The organism is Pseudomonas sp. MF6755 (assembly GCF_016405635.1).
GTDB lineage: Bacteria > Pseudomonadota > Gammaproteobacteria > Pseudomonadales > Pseudomonadaceae > Aquipseudomonas > Aquipseudomonas haemolytica.
The window spans coordinates 109,064-124,712 of the sequence record NZ_JAEKDA010000017.1; the positions used below are offsets into that span (position 1 = coordinate 109,064).

The window sequence follows — 15,649 nt, forward strand, 5'->3', positions numbered from 1 at the left end:
CGTTGCTGCGGTAACGGCGACTTATGGTTCCGCTCTTACAGCGGGTCACTTTTGGAAAGGCCCAAAAGTAACCAAAAGGCCTTCGCCCCACCACTCGGCACCTCGCCTAGGCTCGGTGTGCCCGAACGCAGGCTTTGGAGCGTGGGCCGCCGCAATGGGCCATCCCTGGCCCAGTGCGGCTAACCCGGCGTCCTGCCGGGTTGCCCACGCTCCAAAACCTGCGTTCGGCCAGCGTGGTTTAACGGGGCGATTCCAGATCAAAAGCAAAGCGCGGCGGCCTTATAGCCGACCGGTTGGTGAGGCCGGGTACCGTAAGAAATGTGGGAGGGGGCTTGCCCCCGATAGCCATGGGTATTTACACCGCCTTGTAGTGGCCGCCGGTAACCACGATACGAAGCGAGCCGCTCTTGATCTTGCTCTGCTTTTGATCTCAGGCGGCCCCCCAAATCCATGTCGGATTACGGGCACACCGAGCCTAAGCGAGGTGCCGAGTGGTGGGGCAAGAGCCTTTTGCTTACTTTTGGGCTTTTCAAAAGTGAGCCGCTGTAAGAGCGGAACCCATAGCAGCCGTTACCGCAGCAATGGATATGTACTCGGTCTGATCCAACATTCTGGTCGGCTGTCAGGCCGCCATCGGGAGCAAGCCCCCTCCCACATTGTAAGCCGCGTTCACCCGGGTAACGGATTTGTACTCAATCAAGAAGCCCACTATGCAAACGTCTAAATTCCGCAAAATCGGCATACTTGCAGTCTTGGCCATAACCATCGGCCTGGTCATTTACACCGTCCAGGCCCCGGCCGACGCCCCCCAATACCTAACCGCCACCGCCGAACGCGGCGATATCGAAAACGCGGTATTGGCCACCGGCCTGCTCGAAGGCATCAAGCAAGTCGACGTTGGCGCCCAGGTCTCCGGCCAGCTCAAGTCGCTGAAGGTCAAAGTCGGCGACAAGGTGAAAAAGGGCCAGTGGCTGGCCGAAATCGACCCGTTGATCCTGCAAAACACCCTGCGCAAAGCCCAGGTCGATGAAGAGAACCTCCAGGCCCAACGCCGCGCCACGGCGGCCCAGCTCAGGCAGGCCAAGTCAGTGTACGAACGCTACAAGGGCCTGCAGGTGGATGAATCCGTGTCGCGTCAGGACTTCGAAGATGCCGAATCGAGCTTCCAGGTGCAGCAAGCCAACCTGCTGTCCCTGGATGCGCAGATCAAAAGCGCGCACATCCAGATCGACACCGCCAAGGTCAACCTGGCCTACACCCGTATCAACGCGCCCATCGATGGCGACGTGGTGGGCATCGTCACTCAGGAAGGCCAGACCGTGATCGCCAGCCAGTTGGCGCCGGTACTGCTCAAGCTGGCGGACCTGGACACCATGACCGTCAAGGCCCAAGTCTCGGAAGCCGATGTGATTCATATCAGCCCTGGCCAGCAGGTGTACTTCACCATCCTCGGCGAGGCGGATAAACGCTATTACGCCAAGCTGCGCGGCACTGAGCCGGCGCCGCAGAACTTCCTCGAAACCCAGACCGCCGGCACGCCCAAGCAGAACACCGCGGTGTTCTATAACGCGTTGTTCGACGTGCCCAACCCCGACCACCGCCTGCGCATCGCCATGACTGCCCAGGTGCGCATCGTGCTCGACACCGCCCAGGCCGCGCTGATGGTGCCGGTAGCGGCGCTGGGGGCGCGTAATGCTGATGGCAGCTACTCGGTGCGCGTGCTGGATGCCAAGGGCAAGGCGGTAGCGCGTAACGTCAAGACCGGTATCAATAACAACGTCAAGGTGCAGATTCTCGACGGCCTGGTCGAGGGCGACAAGGTGGTGATCGGCGACGCCACGCCTGCCGTGGCGGGGAACTGAGCCATGACCCAACCCCTGCTGGAACTCAAGGGCATCACCCGCAGCTTCATGGCCGGCGAGCGTGAATTCATTGCACTCAAGGGCATCGACCTGACCATTCATGCCGGGGAAATGCTCGCGATCATCGGCGCCTCCGGGTCGGGTAAATCGACCCTGATGAACATCCTCGGCGGCCTGGATTACGCCACTGCGGGCAGCTACAAGATCAACGGCATCGAAACCCGCTCCCTGGGCGATGAGCAACTGGCAGAGCTGCGGCGCGATTACTTCGGCTTTATCTTCCAGCGCTACCATTTGCTCGCGCACCTGAGCGCATTGCACAACGTGGAAATGCCGGCTATCTACGCAGGCTTACCGCAGAGCCAGCGTCACAGCCGTGCGAGTGAGCTGCTGGCACGCCTGGGCCTGTCGAGCCACACCAGCCACCGTCCGAGCCAGCTGTCCGGCGGGCAACAGCAGCGGGTGAGTATTGCGCGGGCCTTGATGAACGGCGGCGAAGTGATCCTCGCCGACGAACCCACCGGCGCCCTCGACACCCACAGCGGCAAGGAAGTGATGCGCATCCTCGCCGAGCTGCACGCGGCCGGGCACACGGTGATTATCGTCACCCATGACCCCAAGGTCGCAGCCAATGCCCAGCGTATCGTCGAGGTGTGTGACGGCGAGATCATCAGTGACAAGGCCAATGACAGCGCCGACCTGGAATTGCCCAGTGAAGCGCCGATCGAGCCCAGGCGCAGCGGTGCGCGGCGCCTGGTGGCGAGCCTGGGGTTGTTCAAGGAAGCCTTCAACATGGCCTGGGTGGCGCTGATTTCCCATCGCATGCGCACCTTGCTGACCATGCTCGGCATCGTCATCGGCATCACTTCGGTGGTGTCGATCTCGGCCATCGGCGAGGGGGCCAAGCGCTATGTGCTCAAGGACATCCAGGCGATCGGTAGCAACACCATCGATATCTTTTCCGGCACCAGTTTTGGCGACAGTCGCGCGTCGGCCATCGAGACCTTGATGCCCTCGGATGTGGACGCGTTGAACCAGCTGTATTACGTCGACAGCGCCACGCCGGTGGTGGGTCGCAGCCTGCTGTTGCGCTTCGGCAATATCGACCTGGATGCCCAGGTCAATGGGGTGAGCGATCGCTACTTCAAGGTCAAGGGCCTCAAGCTCGAAGCCGGCATAGCCTTCAGTGAAAGCGATGCGCGGCGCCAGGCCCAGGTGGTGGTGATCGATCACAATACCCGGCACCGATTGTTCGGGCCGAACATCGACCCACTGGGCCAGGTGATCCTGGTGGGCAACCTGCCGTGCACGGTGATCGGGGTGACGGCGGACAATAAAAACATGTTCGCCGCCAGCAAGGCGCTGAACGTGTGGGTGCCCTATGAAACCGCGGCGGGGCGTCTTCTGGGCCAGCGCCATCTGGACAGCATCACCGTGCGCATCAAGGACGGCCAGCCGAGCAAGGTGGTGGAAGACAACGTCAACAAGCTCATGCTGCAACGGCACGGCACCAAGGACTTCTTCACCAACAACCTCGACAGCATCATGCAGACGGTGCAGAAAACCAGCCGTTCCCTGGCGCTGCTGCTGTCGTTGATCGCGGTGATTTCATTGTTGGTGGGCGGCATTGGCGTGATGAATATCATGCTGGTGTCGGTCACCGAGCGGACCCGCGAAATTGGCATCCGCATGGCCGTGGGTGCACGCCAGTCGGATATTCGCCAGCAGTTCCTGGTAGAGGCGGTGATGGTGTGTTTGATCGGCGGGATCATCGGGATCTCATTGTCCTACGCCATCGGCTATCTGTTTTCGCTGTTTGTGAAGGAATGGGAAATGGTGTTTTCCGTGGGTTCGATCATTACCGCGTTTGCCTGTTCAACGTTGATCGGCATTGTGTTTGGGTTTGTGCCGGCGAGGAATGCGGCGCGGTTGGACCCCATAGAGGCGTTGGCTCGGGACTGATCCACGACCGGCCGATGACGCTCAAATGTGGGAGGGGGCTTGCCCCCGATGGCGGTGGGTCAGTCACAGATGTGTTTACTGACACTCCCTCATCGGGAGCAAGCCCCCTCCCACATTTGGATAGCGGTGCATCAGTTGGATAGTCGTTGGCTGTCAGGCCGCCACAGGGGCAAGCCCCCTTCCACAATTTTGATCTACGTAGGCTTAAGCGCTTGTGGCGTCTTCAGTGGAATACATCCACCGCAACAACGAATGCCGCCCACTGATCCCCAGCTTGATTGCGGCGCGCTTGAGGTAGCTCTCGATGGTGTTGACCTTCAACGCCAACTGATCAGCCAGCTCCGGCGCGGTGCGCCCGGCCAGCAGGCCAACGCACACCTCCAGTTCACGGTTGGACAGGGTCATCCCCGATTGCACCAGGCGCTCCTGGATACGTCGGCGCAGGGTTTCGAGGCCCTGGTGTTCCGGCACTGCCGGCGGGTTGTCCTGGCGGCATGGCTGGATCGCGGTAATGTGCTTTTCCACCATGGGCAGCAACAGCGTGGAAAAATCCTCGAGCATGCTGCGCTCCTGGGCGGAAAAGCTGTCGGATTGGTGCGAGCGGTACACCGACAGCACGTAGCGCACATCGTCCTTGCGGCGCGTGAGGTGCAATTGTGCGGCGGGTTGCTCTGCACCCAGGGCCGCTACCGAATCGGTATAGACCGGGCTGATCTTGCGGCGGCTGTGGCCTTCGCTGCTGACTCGCAGTTGGGTGATATGGGTGGCGTCCACTGCCAGTTGGGTGAGGATGAGGTCATGCAGCATGCGTGGGAAGTGGCGGCTGCCGGTGCTGGCGATGACCTTGCCTATATGTGGGAACAGGTGTGAGTTCATCAGTTCGTCCATGAGTTTGGAGTGCAGGTATCCAGCCTTATAGCGACGGGAGTTAAGAAGCTAACCAGTGTGAATAACCCGCAGTGATAATGCTTCCCGCCGCAACCATGCTAGTACAGGCTGGCGAAAGGAGGGGGATCCAATCTGCAAAAAAACCAGATTAAAACGGCTTAACGGTGACCGGATCCGTCCGACCACCGTAGAGGGAAAAATAACCCGGCGTTTAGGCGTTATCTCACAGCATGGGTCACCGTCGCGCGCTGACGCACTGGCGAACGGCCGCACTTGGCCAGGGCTTGTTGCACATCGGCCAACAGGTCGGCTACATCTTCAAGCCCTACTGACAAACGCACCAAACCTTCACTGATACCGTGCTGCGCGCGTTGCTCGGGCGTATAGGTTGAGTGAGTCATGCTCGCCGGGTGTTGGGCCAGTGACTCGGCATCCCCAAGGCTCACGGCGCGGGTGAACAGTTGCAGTGCATTCATGAAGCGCCGGCCCATCTCGATTCCGCCCTTGAGTTCAAAGGCAATCATGCCGCCGGGCAGTTTCATCTGGCGGTTCGCCAGTTCGTACTGGGGGAAAGACCGCAGTCCAGGGTAGGTCACCCATTGCACCGCCGGGTGCGCTTGCAAGGCTTCGGCCACTGCCTGGGCGCTGCTGCAATGACGGTCCATGCGCAGGGCCAGTGTCTTGAGGCCGCGCATCAGCAACGATGCATCCTGGGGCGACATCACCGCGCCGGTCAGGTCCTTGAGCCCCTGCAGGCGAATGCGCTGCGCCAGGGCCTGGTTGCTCACGGCGATGCCCGCGGTGATGTCGCCATGGCCGCTGAGGTATTTGGTGGCCGAGTGCACCACCACGTCCGCGCCCAGCTCCAGCGGACGTTGCAGGTAAGGCGTGCAGTAGGTGTTATCGACCACCACGGTGATATTCGGTTGTTGATGGGCAAGCCTGGCCACGGCGGCGATATCGATCAGGCGCAGGTTGGGGTTGGCCGGGGTTTCGCAATAGATCATGCGGGTGGCCGGGGACAGAGCTGCTTGCAGGGCGGCCAGGTCGGTCAGGTCGACATGCCGTACCTTGATGCCGAATTCGCCAATGCCGTGGTGCAACAGGGCGAAGGTACAGCCATAGAGTGTCTGGCTGACGATGATCTCGTCGCCTGGGCGCAACAGGGTCCAGAACGTCGCCGCAATCGCGCCCATGCCGGAGCTGAACGCCACCGCGGCCTCGCCGTTTTCCAGGGTGGCCATGCGCGATTCCAGCAGGGCCAGAGTCGGGTTGGAAATGCGCGTATAGAAGTGGCCGCTGGCTTCACCGGCGAAGCAGGCAGCGCCATATTCGGCGGTGGGAAAGGCGAACGTGGCCGACAGGTAGATCGGCGGTACGAGGGCGCCGTGGTGATCCTGAGGGTCGTAACCGTGGTGTATGGCGCGGGTAGAAAAGCCGAATGTGTTGTGTTTATTGTTCATGTCGGGCGCTCCTTATTTCCTACAATGCTATGCTCATAACCGCAGATGAACCTTGCAAAAGATGCTGGGAAAAGCCGCGTTTGTGGATCAAACACCGATAAAAATAATGTTTAGAGGCACGTTATGCCCATCAAGCTGGACCGCACCGATAAAGCCCTGTTGAACGCGTTGCAAGGCAATGCCCGCCTGACGGTGGCCGAGTTGGCCGAGCGGGTTGCCCTGACCACTTCACCGTGCTGGCGGCGAATACGCACCCTGGAAGAGAGCGGGGTGATCAGTGGCTACCAGGCGATCCTCTCGCCCAAGGCGCTCGGCTATGGGGTGACGGCATTTGTCAGCATCATGATGGAGAGCCACACCCAGGAAATCGCCCGGGCGTTCGAGCAGCGGCTGTTGGAAATTCCCGAGATTGTGGCGTGCCATAACGTGTCGGGGCGCTATGACTTTTTGCTGGAAGTAGTGGCCAAGGACCTGGAGTCGTTCGGCGAGTTTGCCCGGGAGGTCTTGCAGACCTTGCCCTGCGTTAAGGAAATCTATTCGAGCTTTTCCTACAAGTCGGTGCGGCCGTTGCGGGTGATTCCGCTGCCGGGGTGACGGGCTTCTCGGGCAATCCGCTTCCATCAGGGTTACGTCCCAGCGGGGGGCGTGCTCTGAGCGACACCCCGCAGCAACAGCGCCTCGAACACCCGCTGCACCCGTGGCTCATCACTGTGGGCCACATTGAAGCGCATTGAGTCGCGATGGGCCGGGTCGTAGCCAAACAGCGCGCCGGGCGCGAGCACCATGCTGCGTTTCAACGCCTCCTGGGCCAACAGTTCGCCGTTTACGCCAGGCGGCAGGCGCGCCCAGATGAACATTCCGCCTTCATAGGCCATCGGCAGTACGCAGCCGCAGCGCTTGAGCCATTGCTCGACGCGCCCACCGGCCTCCATCAGGCGTTGCACCATGCGCTTGCGATGTTTGGCATAGCTGCCTTCGCTGAGCATGCGGTAAACAATCTGTTCGAACAATTCCGAGGTCACGCCACCGCTCATCAATTTCATGTTGGTCAGGTTGGCGGCCAGTTGCGGCGCAGCCACCACGTAGCTGACTCGGGTGTTGGCACTGAGGATCTTGGAGAAGCCCGACAGGTAGGTGACCTGGTCCAGCCCCGCGACGGCGGCCAGGCGCGGGGGTGGGTTGGGGTGCAGGTCGCCGTAGAGGTCATCCTCGACGATGTGGCAGTGGTACTGCTGGGTCAGTTGCAGCAGGCGAAACGCCTGGCTGGGGCTGAAGGAGTGGCCGGTGGGGTTATGCAAGACGCTGGTGGTCAGGTACAGGCTGGGGCGGTGTTCGGCCAGCAAAGTTTCGAGGGCGTTGAAGTCAAAGCCGTCGGGGCGGCGCTCGATGGTGATGACCTTGACGCCGTGCAGCGCCAGGTTGGCGTGGAAGTTGAAGTAGCAGGGTGCGTCGAGCAGCACGGTGTCGCCAGGGCGGGCCAGCAGGCGCATGAGCATGTCCAGGCCCTGCACGGTGTTGGGCGTGGTGATGATTTGCTCCACCGGCACCGACAAACCTTCGCCGTGCAGTTTCTGTTGCAGTGCCTGGCGCAGCGGCAGCAGCCCGGCCGGTGTGCCCAGCCCGGCAATGCGCAGTGACGGCGCGCGCACCACGCTGCGCATGGCCTGGCGGATTGCTTCGCCATTGAGCCAGTCCTCTGGCAAGTGCCCGCCACCGGGGCGCAGCTCGCCACCGGCGGTGACCAAGGGGCGGCGCAATACGCTGAGCAGGTCCTGGGGCAACAGGTCGACCCAGGTCACCGAGGCTGGACGGGGGCAGTCCATCGCCACGAAGTAGCCCCGGCCCTGGCTGGAGGTGAGCAGGTGGCGCCCGCGCAGGCGGTCCAGTGCTTCATTGAGGGTGAACTTGCTGACGCCCAGGGTCTGGGTCAATTCGCGTACCGACGGCAACTTGCTGCCCGGTGCCCATTCGCCGCTTTCGATGGCCTGGCTGAACGCCTCGACGATCTGCTGGACCTTGGGTGTGCCTTGCACAAAAGCGATGGCAGATACAAACATGACGCGTCCTTGTGTTTACTGGTGCTTTTACCGGTGAAGTTAGGCCGGATTAGGCATCACTTTACCTGCCTTGTGCAATGCAACTTCCCTAGACTGCGGGCCATCTCGCCAGGAATTGGCGAAATTTCCTACAAGCGAGCAATGGATTCTGCATTCTCATGAAGACTTATATGTGCGCCCCCTGCGGTTTTATGTACGTAGAAGAATTGGGTATTCCGGAGGACGGAATACCTGCAGGCACCCCTTGGGAAGAGGTGCCTGAAGACTGGACATGCCCGGATTGCGGCGTGACCAAGGCCGATTTCATGGCCATCGAGCTCCCTGACACTCCATCAACGAAAGGAATCGCCCCATGGAAAGTAAACTGATCAACGCTAGCGTGCCGTTCTGTACCGGTGTGGCCCACCAGAAATACCTGGGCGCCGAGAAGGGGCTGGAAACCGCCATCGAAGGCAATTGCACCCACTGGTACATCGACGGCAGCCTGTTTGGCGAAATGGTCGACGACTGGACCGATGCGCGCATCGAAAGCCTACAGGCGCAAATCGCCGCCACCGGCGTTCGGCCGATCTTCCACGGCAACTTCAAGGCGCCGCTGGGCAGTGACGTCGAGGCTTTTCGTGCTGCGGCGGTGGAGTATGTGAAGAAAGAAATTGACATTGCGAGCCGCCTGGGCGCGCCGTTGATCATTCACGGCGGCTGCATCGTCGAGCCGAAAATGGTGCTGATGGCCAAGAAGGTTGCCCTGGAGCATTACCTGAAGGCGGTGCAGGAACTGGCGCGTTACGCCGAGGCCAAGGGCACGGATATCTATCTGGAAAACCTGTCCAACTACGTCAACTATCGGCCATTCCACTACATCTTTACTCATGAAGCGGAATACGCCTTTGTGTTCGAGCGCCTGCAAGCCCACAGCAACGTGTACTTCTTCCTTGATGCCGGCCACGCCAACATCGAGAACGGCCAGCCAGCAGCAATCGTGCGCAAGTATCACCACCTGATCAAGGGTATTTCCTTCAGCAACAACAACGGCGTGCAAGACCAGCACTTCGGCATCCACGACGGCAACTGTGACTACGCCGATGTGGTGCAGGCCATCGTCGAGACCAACTGGAAGGGCCTGGTAGCGTTCGAAACCCGTAACCAGACGGCCAAGGCTGCCCTGGCTGACCTGGCGGTGATGTACCGCGAATCCCTGACCACCGAAATCGCTGTTGCCTGATCGGCCCAGGGGCGAGCACTTGCGGCGCTCGCCCCGTTGTTGTTTTTATCCATTCAAGGTCCCCGGCCATGACAAGTGCGTTAACCCTGTCTTCGTTTCTCTACTTCCTGCTGTTTTGCGCCACCATGACCTTCAGTCCCGGCCCCATGACCCTGCTGCTGCTGAGCCTGGGCTTGAAGGACGGCTTGCGTAGCTCGATCCCGGCGCAGATCGGCGCCAGTGTGTCGTACCTGATTTCCATCCTGATCTTTGCCGTCGGCTTCTCGGAGTTGATCAAGGGCAACCTCGCCATTACTCAGACCATCCAGTTTGTCGGCGTGGCGTACATTCTCTACCTGGCCTACAAACAGTGGACCAGCAGCGGTGTGTCAATCAATAAAGCCGGCGCCGTGGAGGGCTCGCGCAGCCTGTTCGGCAAAGGGCTATTGACCGGGTTTTCCAACCCCAAGACCATCATCATGTTCAGCGCCGTGTTCCCGCAATTTGCCGGGGCTGGGGAGCACAGTTCGGCGGCGGATATCGCCATCCTCGGGGCGACCTTCCTGTTGCTGCAGTTTGCCAGCGGGTGCCTGTACTGCTATTTCGGCCAGCGCATCAAGCACGTGCTGGAAAACCCCAAGAGGCGGGTGTTGTTGCAGCGCATCACCGCCGTGTTGCTATTGGGCGTTGCGCTGATGCTGGCGCGTGGGTTTTCACACTGAAGTATTAGCTTCCAGGCGGTAGTGGCGATCTGCCGGTGCCCTGATAGACTCCAGGCACCCACCCAGGATCGCACCCACCATGCCAGCCGTCGGAGGAAATGGACGTCCGCTCGCTTCGCGCTTGTACAAATCGCGCCTATTGGGGCTGACGCTCGGCTTTATCTGCGTCGCGTTTGGCATGTATCCGCTCAACCCCTCCCTTTGGGTGTGGGTCTGGATGCTGATCAACGCGTTTGTGTGGCCGCATGTGGCGTTTCAATTGTCGTTGCGCGCGGCCCATACGTTGCGCAGCGAGCGCCGCAGCTTGTTGTTCGATTCCTATTGCGGTGGGTTCTGGGTCGGCGCGATGCACTTCAACCCGCTGCCCAGCGTCACCACGCTCTCGATGATGACCATGAATAACGTCGCCATTGGCGGGCCGCGCTTCATGCTCGCCGGTTGGGTGGCGCAGGCCCTCGGGATCGGCACGGCGCTGCTGATATTTGCCCCTGCATTCATTGCCGTGACCACCCAGGCCCAGCTGTATGCCTGCCTGCCGATCCTGATGCTGTATCCCCTGGCCCTGGGCTGGATCTGCTACCGCCAGGCCGTGACCCTGGCCAGCCACAAACGCGAATTGCTGGCCCTGAGCCGGACCGACAGCCTGTCTGGTCTGCTCAACCACGGCGCCTGGAAAGACCACCTGGACATCGAGTTCCAGCGTTGCCGCCGCGGCCCGGCTGGGGCAGCCATCGCCTTGATCGACATTGACCACTTCAAGACTATCAATGACACCTATGGCCATGTGACCGGCGATATCGTATTGCGCCAGTTGAGCAAAGTGCTGCGCCAGAACCTGCGTACCACCGACCTGGCCGGGCGTTATGGCGGCGATGAGTTCTGCGTGATCCTGCCTGACATGCCCCTCAACCGTGCCACTGAAGTGATGGACGCCTTGCGCGACCGTTTCAATGCCCTGGCGTACGCCCAGGACCCGACGCTGCGCGTCAGCTTGAGCATCGGCCTGGCGCCGTACCAGCCGGCCCACGCCGACTCCATCAGTTGGCTCAACGATGCCGACCAGGCGTTGTACGAAGCCAAGAGCAGCGGGCGCAACCGGGTGAGCTCGGTGCAGGAGAGTTGGTTGCGGTCGATCTAGTGGGGTAGGGTGGCGGGGCACCTTCCAACAAAAAAACAAGGATCGGCCCATGCTCTTCACCTTCCCGCGTACCCTCCTGGCCGCCACCCTGGCCTTGTCCTTCGCCCTGCCGGCCTACAGCGCCGAACCCCACAAACAGATCCAGGCGGATGCCGAGCAGTACAAGGCCGACGCCCTCAAACTGCTGGAGCGCCTGGTGAACATCGACTCCGGTTCCGGCTACGAGCCGGGTCTGACCCAAGTAAGCGACATCGCGGTGGATGAGTTGAAGCAGCTGGGTTTCAGCATTGAACGGGTGCCGGACAAGGCGGCCAACAACAGTCATGTGGTCGCCACCCTCAAGGGCACCGGCAAGGCCAAGATCCTGCTGATGGCCCATATGGACACCGTATTCAAGGAAGGCTCGGCCGCCGAGCGCCCGTTCCACATCAAGGACGGCCGCGCCTATGGCCCCGGCGTGATGGATGACAAGGGCGGCATCGTCGCCGGCATCTATGCGCTGAAAGTCCTGAAAAACCAGGGTTTCAAGGACTACGCGCAGATCACCTTCCTGCTCAACGCCAGCGAAGAAACCGGCTCGGAAACCGCCTCCGAACTGATCCGCAACACCGCCAAGGGCCACGACGTGACCCTCAACCTCGAACCAGGCCGCCCAGCCGACGGCCTGGTGGTGTGGCGCAAAGGCAGCGCCACCGCCGTGGTCGAAGTCAAAGGCAAGGCCGCCCACGCCGGCGTCGCCCCAGAATTGGGGCGTAACGCCGCCATGGAAGTCGCGCACCAGATCCTGCAACTGGGCAAGCTCGGCGACGAAGACAAGAAAACCACCATCAACTTCACCGTACTCAAGGCCGGCGACCGCACCAACGTCATCCCCGACCAGTCCACCGCCAAGGCCGACGTACGCGCAGCCTTGCCGGAAGAGTTTGACCGGATCGAGAAGGACTTGGCGCGGGTTTCAGCGAACAAATTGATTCCGGAAACCGAAGTGAAAACCAGCCTGCAACGCGGCCTGCCCCCCATGCCGCAGACGGCCGAGTCGGACAAGTTGGTGGCAATTGCCCAGGGTATTTATGGAGAGTTGGGGCGTAAGTTGACCATTGAAGGCAGTGGTGGGGCGGCGGATGCGAGTTTGTCGGCCGGGGTAGGCACGCCGACTCTGGATGGGTTTGGGATAGTGGGTGGGAATATTCATACGCCTGAGGAATATGCCGAGGTGGAGAGTGTGGTGCCACGGGTTTATTTGTTGAGTCGGATGATTATGGAGCTGGCCAAGCGCTGATCGGATCGCGGGGTTGCAGAACGAGGCAGATTTGAATGTGGGAGGGGGCTTGCTCCCGATGGCGGTGGGTCAGCTTGCATATGCATTGACTGACCCACTGCTATCGGGGGCAAGCCCCCTCGCACATTGGATGTTCAGATCTCTAGGATTAGGGGATTTACCTGAACGGCATCAAGGCTGTATGAAGTATAAATTAGAGGTGGAGCCTTCGATTTTCCTGGCTTTGCTCTTTTTTAGGTACGCGTTGAATTCACGTTCCAGGGATTCTCTATTGGTGTATTTTTTGTACTTGCGTGGTGTTTCGCATGCGTACATATACAACCGCCAAGAGTCGAAGCCGTCGACCCTTTCGTCCGGGCCATAATCAAAGTCAATACATGCTTCAGATAGATAAACACGGCAACCAATTCCATGTAGCTCGTAGGTGATATCGCCGGTGACTGATCCTTGTTGCGGAATTTTTTTGGAGCGCCATAGCCTCAGAATATTTTTGGTTCCGAATGATTGCTTAAGTAAATCTGTCGCTTTTTTTACGTGCGCTAAATATTCAGCTATCAAATCTTCCAGGGTTTGAGTTTTCATCGTCTTGGCTTGTCCAATTTATCGATCCCAACTGCATTTGATGTGTTTGTTGTGGAAGGGTGATGAATTCATTTAATTGTAAATGTTGTTTGCGGTACTTAAACTGGTCTATCTGCTTTGTGTTGCTATAATGCCAATGCAGCTTTTATCAAATTATTCATCCGCTGCTGCTTCAGTTCTATAACGAATCAGGCACTCAAGTAGTGTTTTCATGAGCGCTCAATTTTCGATGATATCATTCTCGAAGTAAGTGTCGAAAAGCTCTGTTAACTCTTTTGGCTTGTTAATCTTTTTTGAGGCGATGATTTCTTCTCTTTGAGAGTTTTTAGTGTTTTCGATGCACTATGTAAGTAGCAGTCCTTGAAGTATTGATAGATGTGGTTGTCTTTTCATGTTTAATAATCCGTGCAAACAGTGGTTAGTTTTTTCTTTACTTGGATGCAACTGGATCTTCGTGTTTTTCATGTTCTGGTGTTTTCCATTTGTCCATTTTACTAAATGAATCTGTCTCTTTTATGATTCTTCCATTTTTTGACTTGCGCTGGCCTTTAGGTTGTAGTGTTTTAAGCGGCGTAAAAGTACTTGCATGAATTTTCGCTGGTCGATTATCTCGGTGCTAAAATAAGTTGCCATTTTTTCGAATACACTATTGAAGCTGTCACCAGCCGCCAAGAAATGCTCGATTGAGTCAATAAACCAATTTTGTTCTAGGTGGGTATACATCAGGAACTCGGGTCTGGTCAGCTTGTTGAAAAGCTCGGCAAGTTCTTTTTCGTTGTTTACGTTTATTGAGGCGATAAGCTCCTCTCTTTTAAGGTCATCCGTGTTCTCGATGTCGTAAGTGAATAGCAGGCCGCGAATTATTGACATGCTAGGTGGTTTTGTTTTCATGTTATTTGCTCGCGGAAGCCTCTGTTATGTAGTTCTGTAAGCAGCTTAATAACACGTGCATGAATTGCCTGTGGTCAGTTATCTCATCATCGAAATAGGTGTCGAGAAGATAAAAAACGGAATTAAAATTTTCATCAGTATTTAGGTAGTGTTGAAGTGTTTCAATATGCCATTGTTGAATTTCAAATTTGTATGATAGGAATTCTGGTTTGGTCAATTTTTCAAAAAGCTCAGCGAGTTCTGTTTCGTTGTTGACATTTTTTGAGGCGATGAAGCGCTCTCTTTCTGGATCGTCGTAGTTTTCAATGCTGTAGGTGAATAGTAGGCTTTTGAGTATTGATAGTTCTGGTGTGAGCTTCATGTTTAGAATCCGTGTACGCAGTAATTGGATCGCGCTTATCAGATAGCCGGATTGCAGAATGAAGCAGATTTAAATGTGGGAGGGGGCTTGCTCCCGATGGCGATGTGTCAGCTTGTATATACATTGACTGAGCCACTGCTATCGGGGGCAAGCCCCCTCCCACATTGGGCATTCAGTGTGTCCAATACTGAGGTTCACCATGTGGATGGGTCCTCGAGGCTGGCTTTTTGGAGATCTTCTTTCCAGACATCTTGAGCGAGAATATAGATGTCCATTAAGAAACCCCTTGGGTCATCAAGCGCATACCACTCGGCTCTCGGCCACGATCCAGTTTCATTTTCGTCTATCTCAAATAAATTGTCGAAGTTATGCTTTTCGTCCTTCAATTTGCTTTTTAAGCTTTCAATTAAAGTGTACTTGTGTCTGTGTGATAGATAATTCAAGCTCAAAGCATAATTTGTTATAAGTTTTTCTCTGTCAGATTTTTTATTTGGATCATATTGCGCAAGCTCCATGCCGAGCCCTTGCTCACGGTAATAAATATCAAAAGCCCCGATAAACCACATCAGGCTTGGATCAAACGGTTCGTTTAAGAATGGGTCTTTCAGCATTATTTTTTCTCAGCAGGAAACGCGGTAAATGGTCGAGAGATATTGTTTTTATCAAACTTTATTTCAAACCAATTCATGTTTTCATTTAGGTGTGGATTTTCAGGATTTCTGTTATTCGGCCTGTATCCTCGACCTGCTCCCGGTAACTCCAATTTGAGCGTGGGATTTCTATTGTGATCTTGGCCATTGAATGGATCGAGTCCGAGAGATTTGCGTGTCAACGCCTTATTCAATGCATTCAGCTGCATTTTCCAGCTATGAAACTGAGAGCTTAGATTGCCCCTTCCATCCGGTCGGGGCAATCCGGTGATCGGATCTGTTCCGTCGATAGCCCTTTGCTTCAATGCGGCGTCAGTTATTTCAGGTCCATGCCCAGCAACGACGGCATATCCGCTGCATGACTGACCGAGTCCAGCGCACGCGAGTACCAGGCGCCCATCTGCTGGCGGTACTCCACCAGGCTCTGATGGAAGCCATCCAGCTCGTGTTCGATATGGGCAATTTGGGAGGTGTGCGTCATCCGCGAGGACTTCCCACTGGGGAGGGCCACGCGACCAATGCGCTAACGAAAAAAACCATCTGCAATCCCTCGCACTGTTTGATCAGGCGAGGGACTTTGCAGAGGTTTTCAG

General features: G+C 57.5%; 16 protein-coding genes. 8 read left to right on the forward strand and 8 right to left on the reverse strand.

Annotation, left to right across the window (positions count from 1 at the left end; all coding sequences use genetic code 11):
- Window positions 1-710: 710 nt before the first annotated feature.
- Complete coding sequence (gene macA, locus JFT66_RS22585) at window positions 711-1,862, forward strand: macrolide transporter subunit MacA (protein ID WP_034119548.1); 1,152 nt, start codon at window positions 711-713, stop codon at window positions 1,860-1,862.
- Window positions 1,863-1,865: 3 nt separating this feature from the next.
- Window positions 1,866-3,824 carry a MacB family efflux pump subunit gene (locus tag JFT66_RS22590; RefSeq protein WP_034119549.1) on the forward strand — a complete coding sequence of 653 codons (1,959 nt, stop codon included), beginning with the start codon at window positions 1,866-1,868 and terminating at the stop codon, window positions 3,822-3,824.
- Between the two features lie 204 nt (window positions 3,825-4,028).
- On the opposite strand, the gene JFT66_RS22595 is transcribed toward JFT66_RS22590, so the two are convergent.
- A complete protein-coding gene (locus JFT66_RS22595) occupies window positions 4,029-4,700 on the reverse strand; it encodes a response regulator transcription factor (protein ID WP_198809816.1) in 672 nt (223 codons plus the stop codon).
- 230 nt (window positions 4,701-4,930) lie between these two features.
- Window positions 4,931-6,175, reverse strand: a complete 1,245-nt coding sequence (locus tag JFT66_RS22600; protein ID WP_153839339.1) for a methionine gamma-lyase — start codon at window positions 6,173-6,175, stop codon at window positions 4,931-4,933.
- A gap of 123 nt (window positions 6,176-6,298) precedes the next feature.
- Between JFT66_RS22600 and JFT66_RS22605 the strand changes: the two genes are divergently transcribed.
- Window positions 6,299-6,769 carry an Lrp/AsnC family transcriptional regulator gene (locus tag JFT66_RS22605; RefSeq protein WP_034117692.1) on the forward strand — a complete coding sequence of 157 codons (471 nt, stop codon included), beginning with the start codon at window positions 6,299-6,301 and terminating at the stop codon, window positions 6,767-6,769.
- A 32-nt stretch (window positions 6,770-6,801) separates the two neighbouring features.
- Here the strand turns inward: JFT66_RS22605 and JFT66_RS22610 are convergent, their stop codons facing one another.
- Window positions 6,802-8,232: an aminotransferase-like domain-containing protein gene (locus JFT66_RS22610; protein WP_198860191.1), complete on the reverse strand. Its 1,431-nt coding sequence runs from the start codon at window positions 8,230-8,232 to the stop codon at window positions 6,802-6,804.
- Window positions 8,233-8,390: 158 nt separating this feature from the next.
- Between JFT66_RS22610 and JFT66_RS22615 the strand changes: the two genes are divergently transcribed.
- From JFT66_RS22615 to JFT66_RS22635, 5 genes are all read left to right on the forward strand, one after another.
- Window positions 8,391-8,600, forward strand: coding sequence for a rubredoxin (locus tag JFT66_RS22615; protein ID WP_080752916.1), 210 nt, complete (start codon window positions 8,391-8,393; stop codon window positions 8,598-8,600).
- A complete protein-coding gene (locus JFT66_RS22620) occupies window positions 8,585-9,454 on the forward strand; it encodes a sugar phosphate isomerase/epimerase family protein (protein WP_198860192.1) in 870 nt (289 codons plus the stop codon). Before JFT66_RS22615 ends, JFT66_RS22620 begins: the two co-directional genes overlap by 16 nt.
- 68 nt (window positions 9,455-9,522) lie before the next feature.
- Window positions 9,523-10,155, forward strand: a complete 633-nt coding sequence (locus JFT66_RS22625; RefSeq protein WP_034117695.1) for a LysE family translocator — start codon at window positions 9,523-9,525, stop codon at window positions 10,153-10,155.
- 79 nt (window positions 10,156-10,234) lie between these two features.
- Complete coding sequence (locus JFT66_RS22630) at window positions 10,235-11,293, forward strand: diguanylate cyclase (protein WP_034117696.1); 1,059 nt, start codon at window positions 10,235-10,237, stop codon at window positions 11,291-11,293.
- A gap of 49 nt (window positions 11,294-11,342) precedes the next feature.
- The gene (locus JFT66_RS22635) at window positions 11,343-12,572 is read left to right on the forward strand and encodes a M20/M25/M40 family metallo-hydrolase (protein ID WP_198860193.1); all 1,230 of its coding nucleotides are present in this window, start codon (window positions 11,343-11,345) and stop codon (window positions 12,570-12,572) included.
- A 171-nt stretch (window positions 12,573-12,743) separates the two neighbouring features.
- Here the strand turns inward: JFT66_RS22635 and JFT66_RS22640 are convergent, their stop codons facing one another.
- The 5 genes from JFT66_RS22640 to JFT66_RS22660 all read right to left on the reverse strand — a co-directional run bounded on the left by JFT66_RS22640 (window position 12,744) and on the right by JFT66_RS22660 (window position 15,537).
- Window positions 12,744-13,154 (reverse strand): DUF6896 domain-containing protein, encoded by a 411-nt coding sequence (locus JFT66_RS22640; RefSeq protein WP_198860194.1) that lies wholly within the window; start codon window positions 13,152-13,154, stop codon window positions 12,744-12,746.
- Between the two features lie 513 nt (window positions 13,155-13,667).
- Window positions 13,668-14,045 (reverse strand): hypothetical protein, encoded by a 378-nt coding sequence (locus tag JFT66_RS22645; RefSeq protein ID WP_153839342.1) that lies wholly within the window; start codon window positions 14,043-14,045, stop codon window positions 13,668-13,670.
- A gap of 1 nt (window position 14,046) precedes the next feature.
- Complete coding sequence (locus JFT66_RS22650; RefSeq protein WP_153839343.1) at window positions 14,047-14,406, reverse strand: hypothetical protein; 360 nt, start codon at window positions 14,404-14,406, stop codon at window positions 14,047-14,049.
- A 194-nt stretch (window positions 14,407-14,600) separates the two neighbouring features.
- A complete protein-coding gene (locus JFT66_RS22655; protein ID WP_198860195.1) occupies window positions 14,601-15,017 on the reverse strand; it encodes a hypothetical protein in 417 nt (138 codons plus the stop codon).
- Window positions 15,018-15,372: 355 nt separating this feature from the next.
- A complete protein-coding gene (locus JFT66_RS22660; RefSeq protein ID WP_198860196.1) occupies window positions 15,373-15,537 on the reverse strand; it encodes a hypothetical protein in 165 nt (54 codons plus the stop codon).
- Window positions 15,538-15,649: the final 112 nt, after the last annotated feature.

Excerpts from the sequence above, each read along its gene's own strand:
- macA (WP_034119548.1), top strand. The coding sequence starts at position 711 with ATGCAAACGTCTAAATTCCGCAAAATCGGCATACTTGCAGTCTTGGCC.
- JFT66_RS22590 (WP_034119549.1), top strand. The coding sequence starts at position 1,866 with ATGACCCAACCCCTGCTGGAACTCAAGGGCATCACCCGCAGCTTCATG.
- JFT66_RS22595 (WP_198809816.1), bottom strand. The coding sequence starts at position 4,700 with ATGAACTCACACCTGTTCCCACATATAGGCAAGGTCATCGCCAGCACC.
- JFT66_RS22600 (WP_153839339.1), bottom strand. The coding sequence starts at position 6,175 with ATGAACAATAAACACAACACATTCGGCTTTTCTACCCGCGCCATACAC.
- JFT66_RS22605 (WP_034117692.1), top strand. The coding sequence starts at position 6,299 with ATGCCCATCAAGCTGGACCGCACCGATAAAGCCCTGTTGAACGCGTTG.
- JFT66_RS22610 (WP_198860191.1), bottom strand. The coding sequence starts at position 8,232 with ATGTTTGTATCTGCCATCGCTTTTGTGCAAGGCACACCCAAGGTCCAG.
- JFT66_RS22615 (WP_080752916.1), top strand. The coding sequence starts at position 8,391 with ATGAAGACTTATATGTGCGCCCCCTGCGGTTTTATGTACGTAGAAGAA.
- JFT66_RS22620 (WP_198860192.1), top strand. The coding sequence starts at position 8,585 with ATGGAAAGTAAACTGATCAACGCTAGCGTGCCGTTCTGTACCGGTGTG.
- JFT66_RS22625 (WP_034117695.1), top strand. The coding sequence starts at position 9,523 with ATGACAAGTGCGTTAACCCTGTCTTCGTTTCTCTACTTCCTGCTGTTT.
- JFT66_RS22630 (WP_034117696.1), top strand. The coding sequence starts at position 10,235 with ATGCCAGCCGTCGGAGGAAATGGACGTCCGCTCGCTTCGCGCTTGTAC.
- JFT66_RS22635 (WP_198860193.1), top strand. The coding sequence starts at position 11,343 with ATGCTCTTCACCTTCCCGCGTACCCTCCTGGCCGCCACCCTGGCCTTG.
- JFT66_RS22640 (WP_198860194.1), bottom strand. The coding sequence starts at position 13,154 with ATGAAAACTCAAACCCTGGAAGATTTGATAGCTGAATATTTAGCGCAC.
- JFT66_RS22645 (WP_153839342.1), bottom strand. The coding sequence starts at position 14,045 with ATGAAAACAAAACCACCTAGCATGTCAATAATTCGCGGCCTGCTATTC.
- JFT66_RS22650 (WP_153839343.1), bottom strand. The coding sequence starts at position 14,406 with ATGAAGCTCACACCAGAACTATCAATACTCAAAAGCCTACTATTCACC.
- JFT66_RS22655 (WP_198860195.1), bottom strand. The coding sequence starts at position 15,017 with ATGCTGAAAGACCCATTCTTAAACGAACCGTTTGATCCAAGCCTGATG.
- JFT66_RS22660 (WP_198860196.1), bottom strand. The coding sequence starts at position 15,537 with ATGACGCACACCTCCCAAATTGCCCATATCGAACACGAGCTGGATGGC.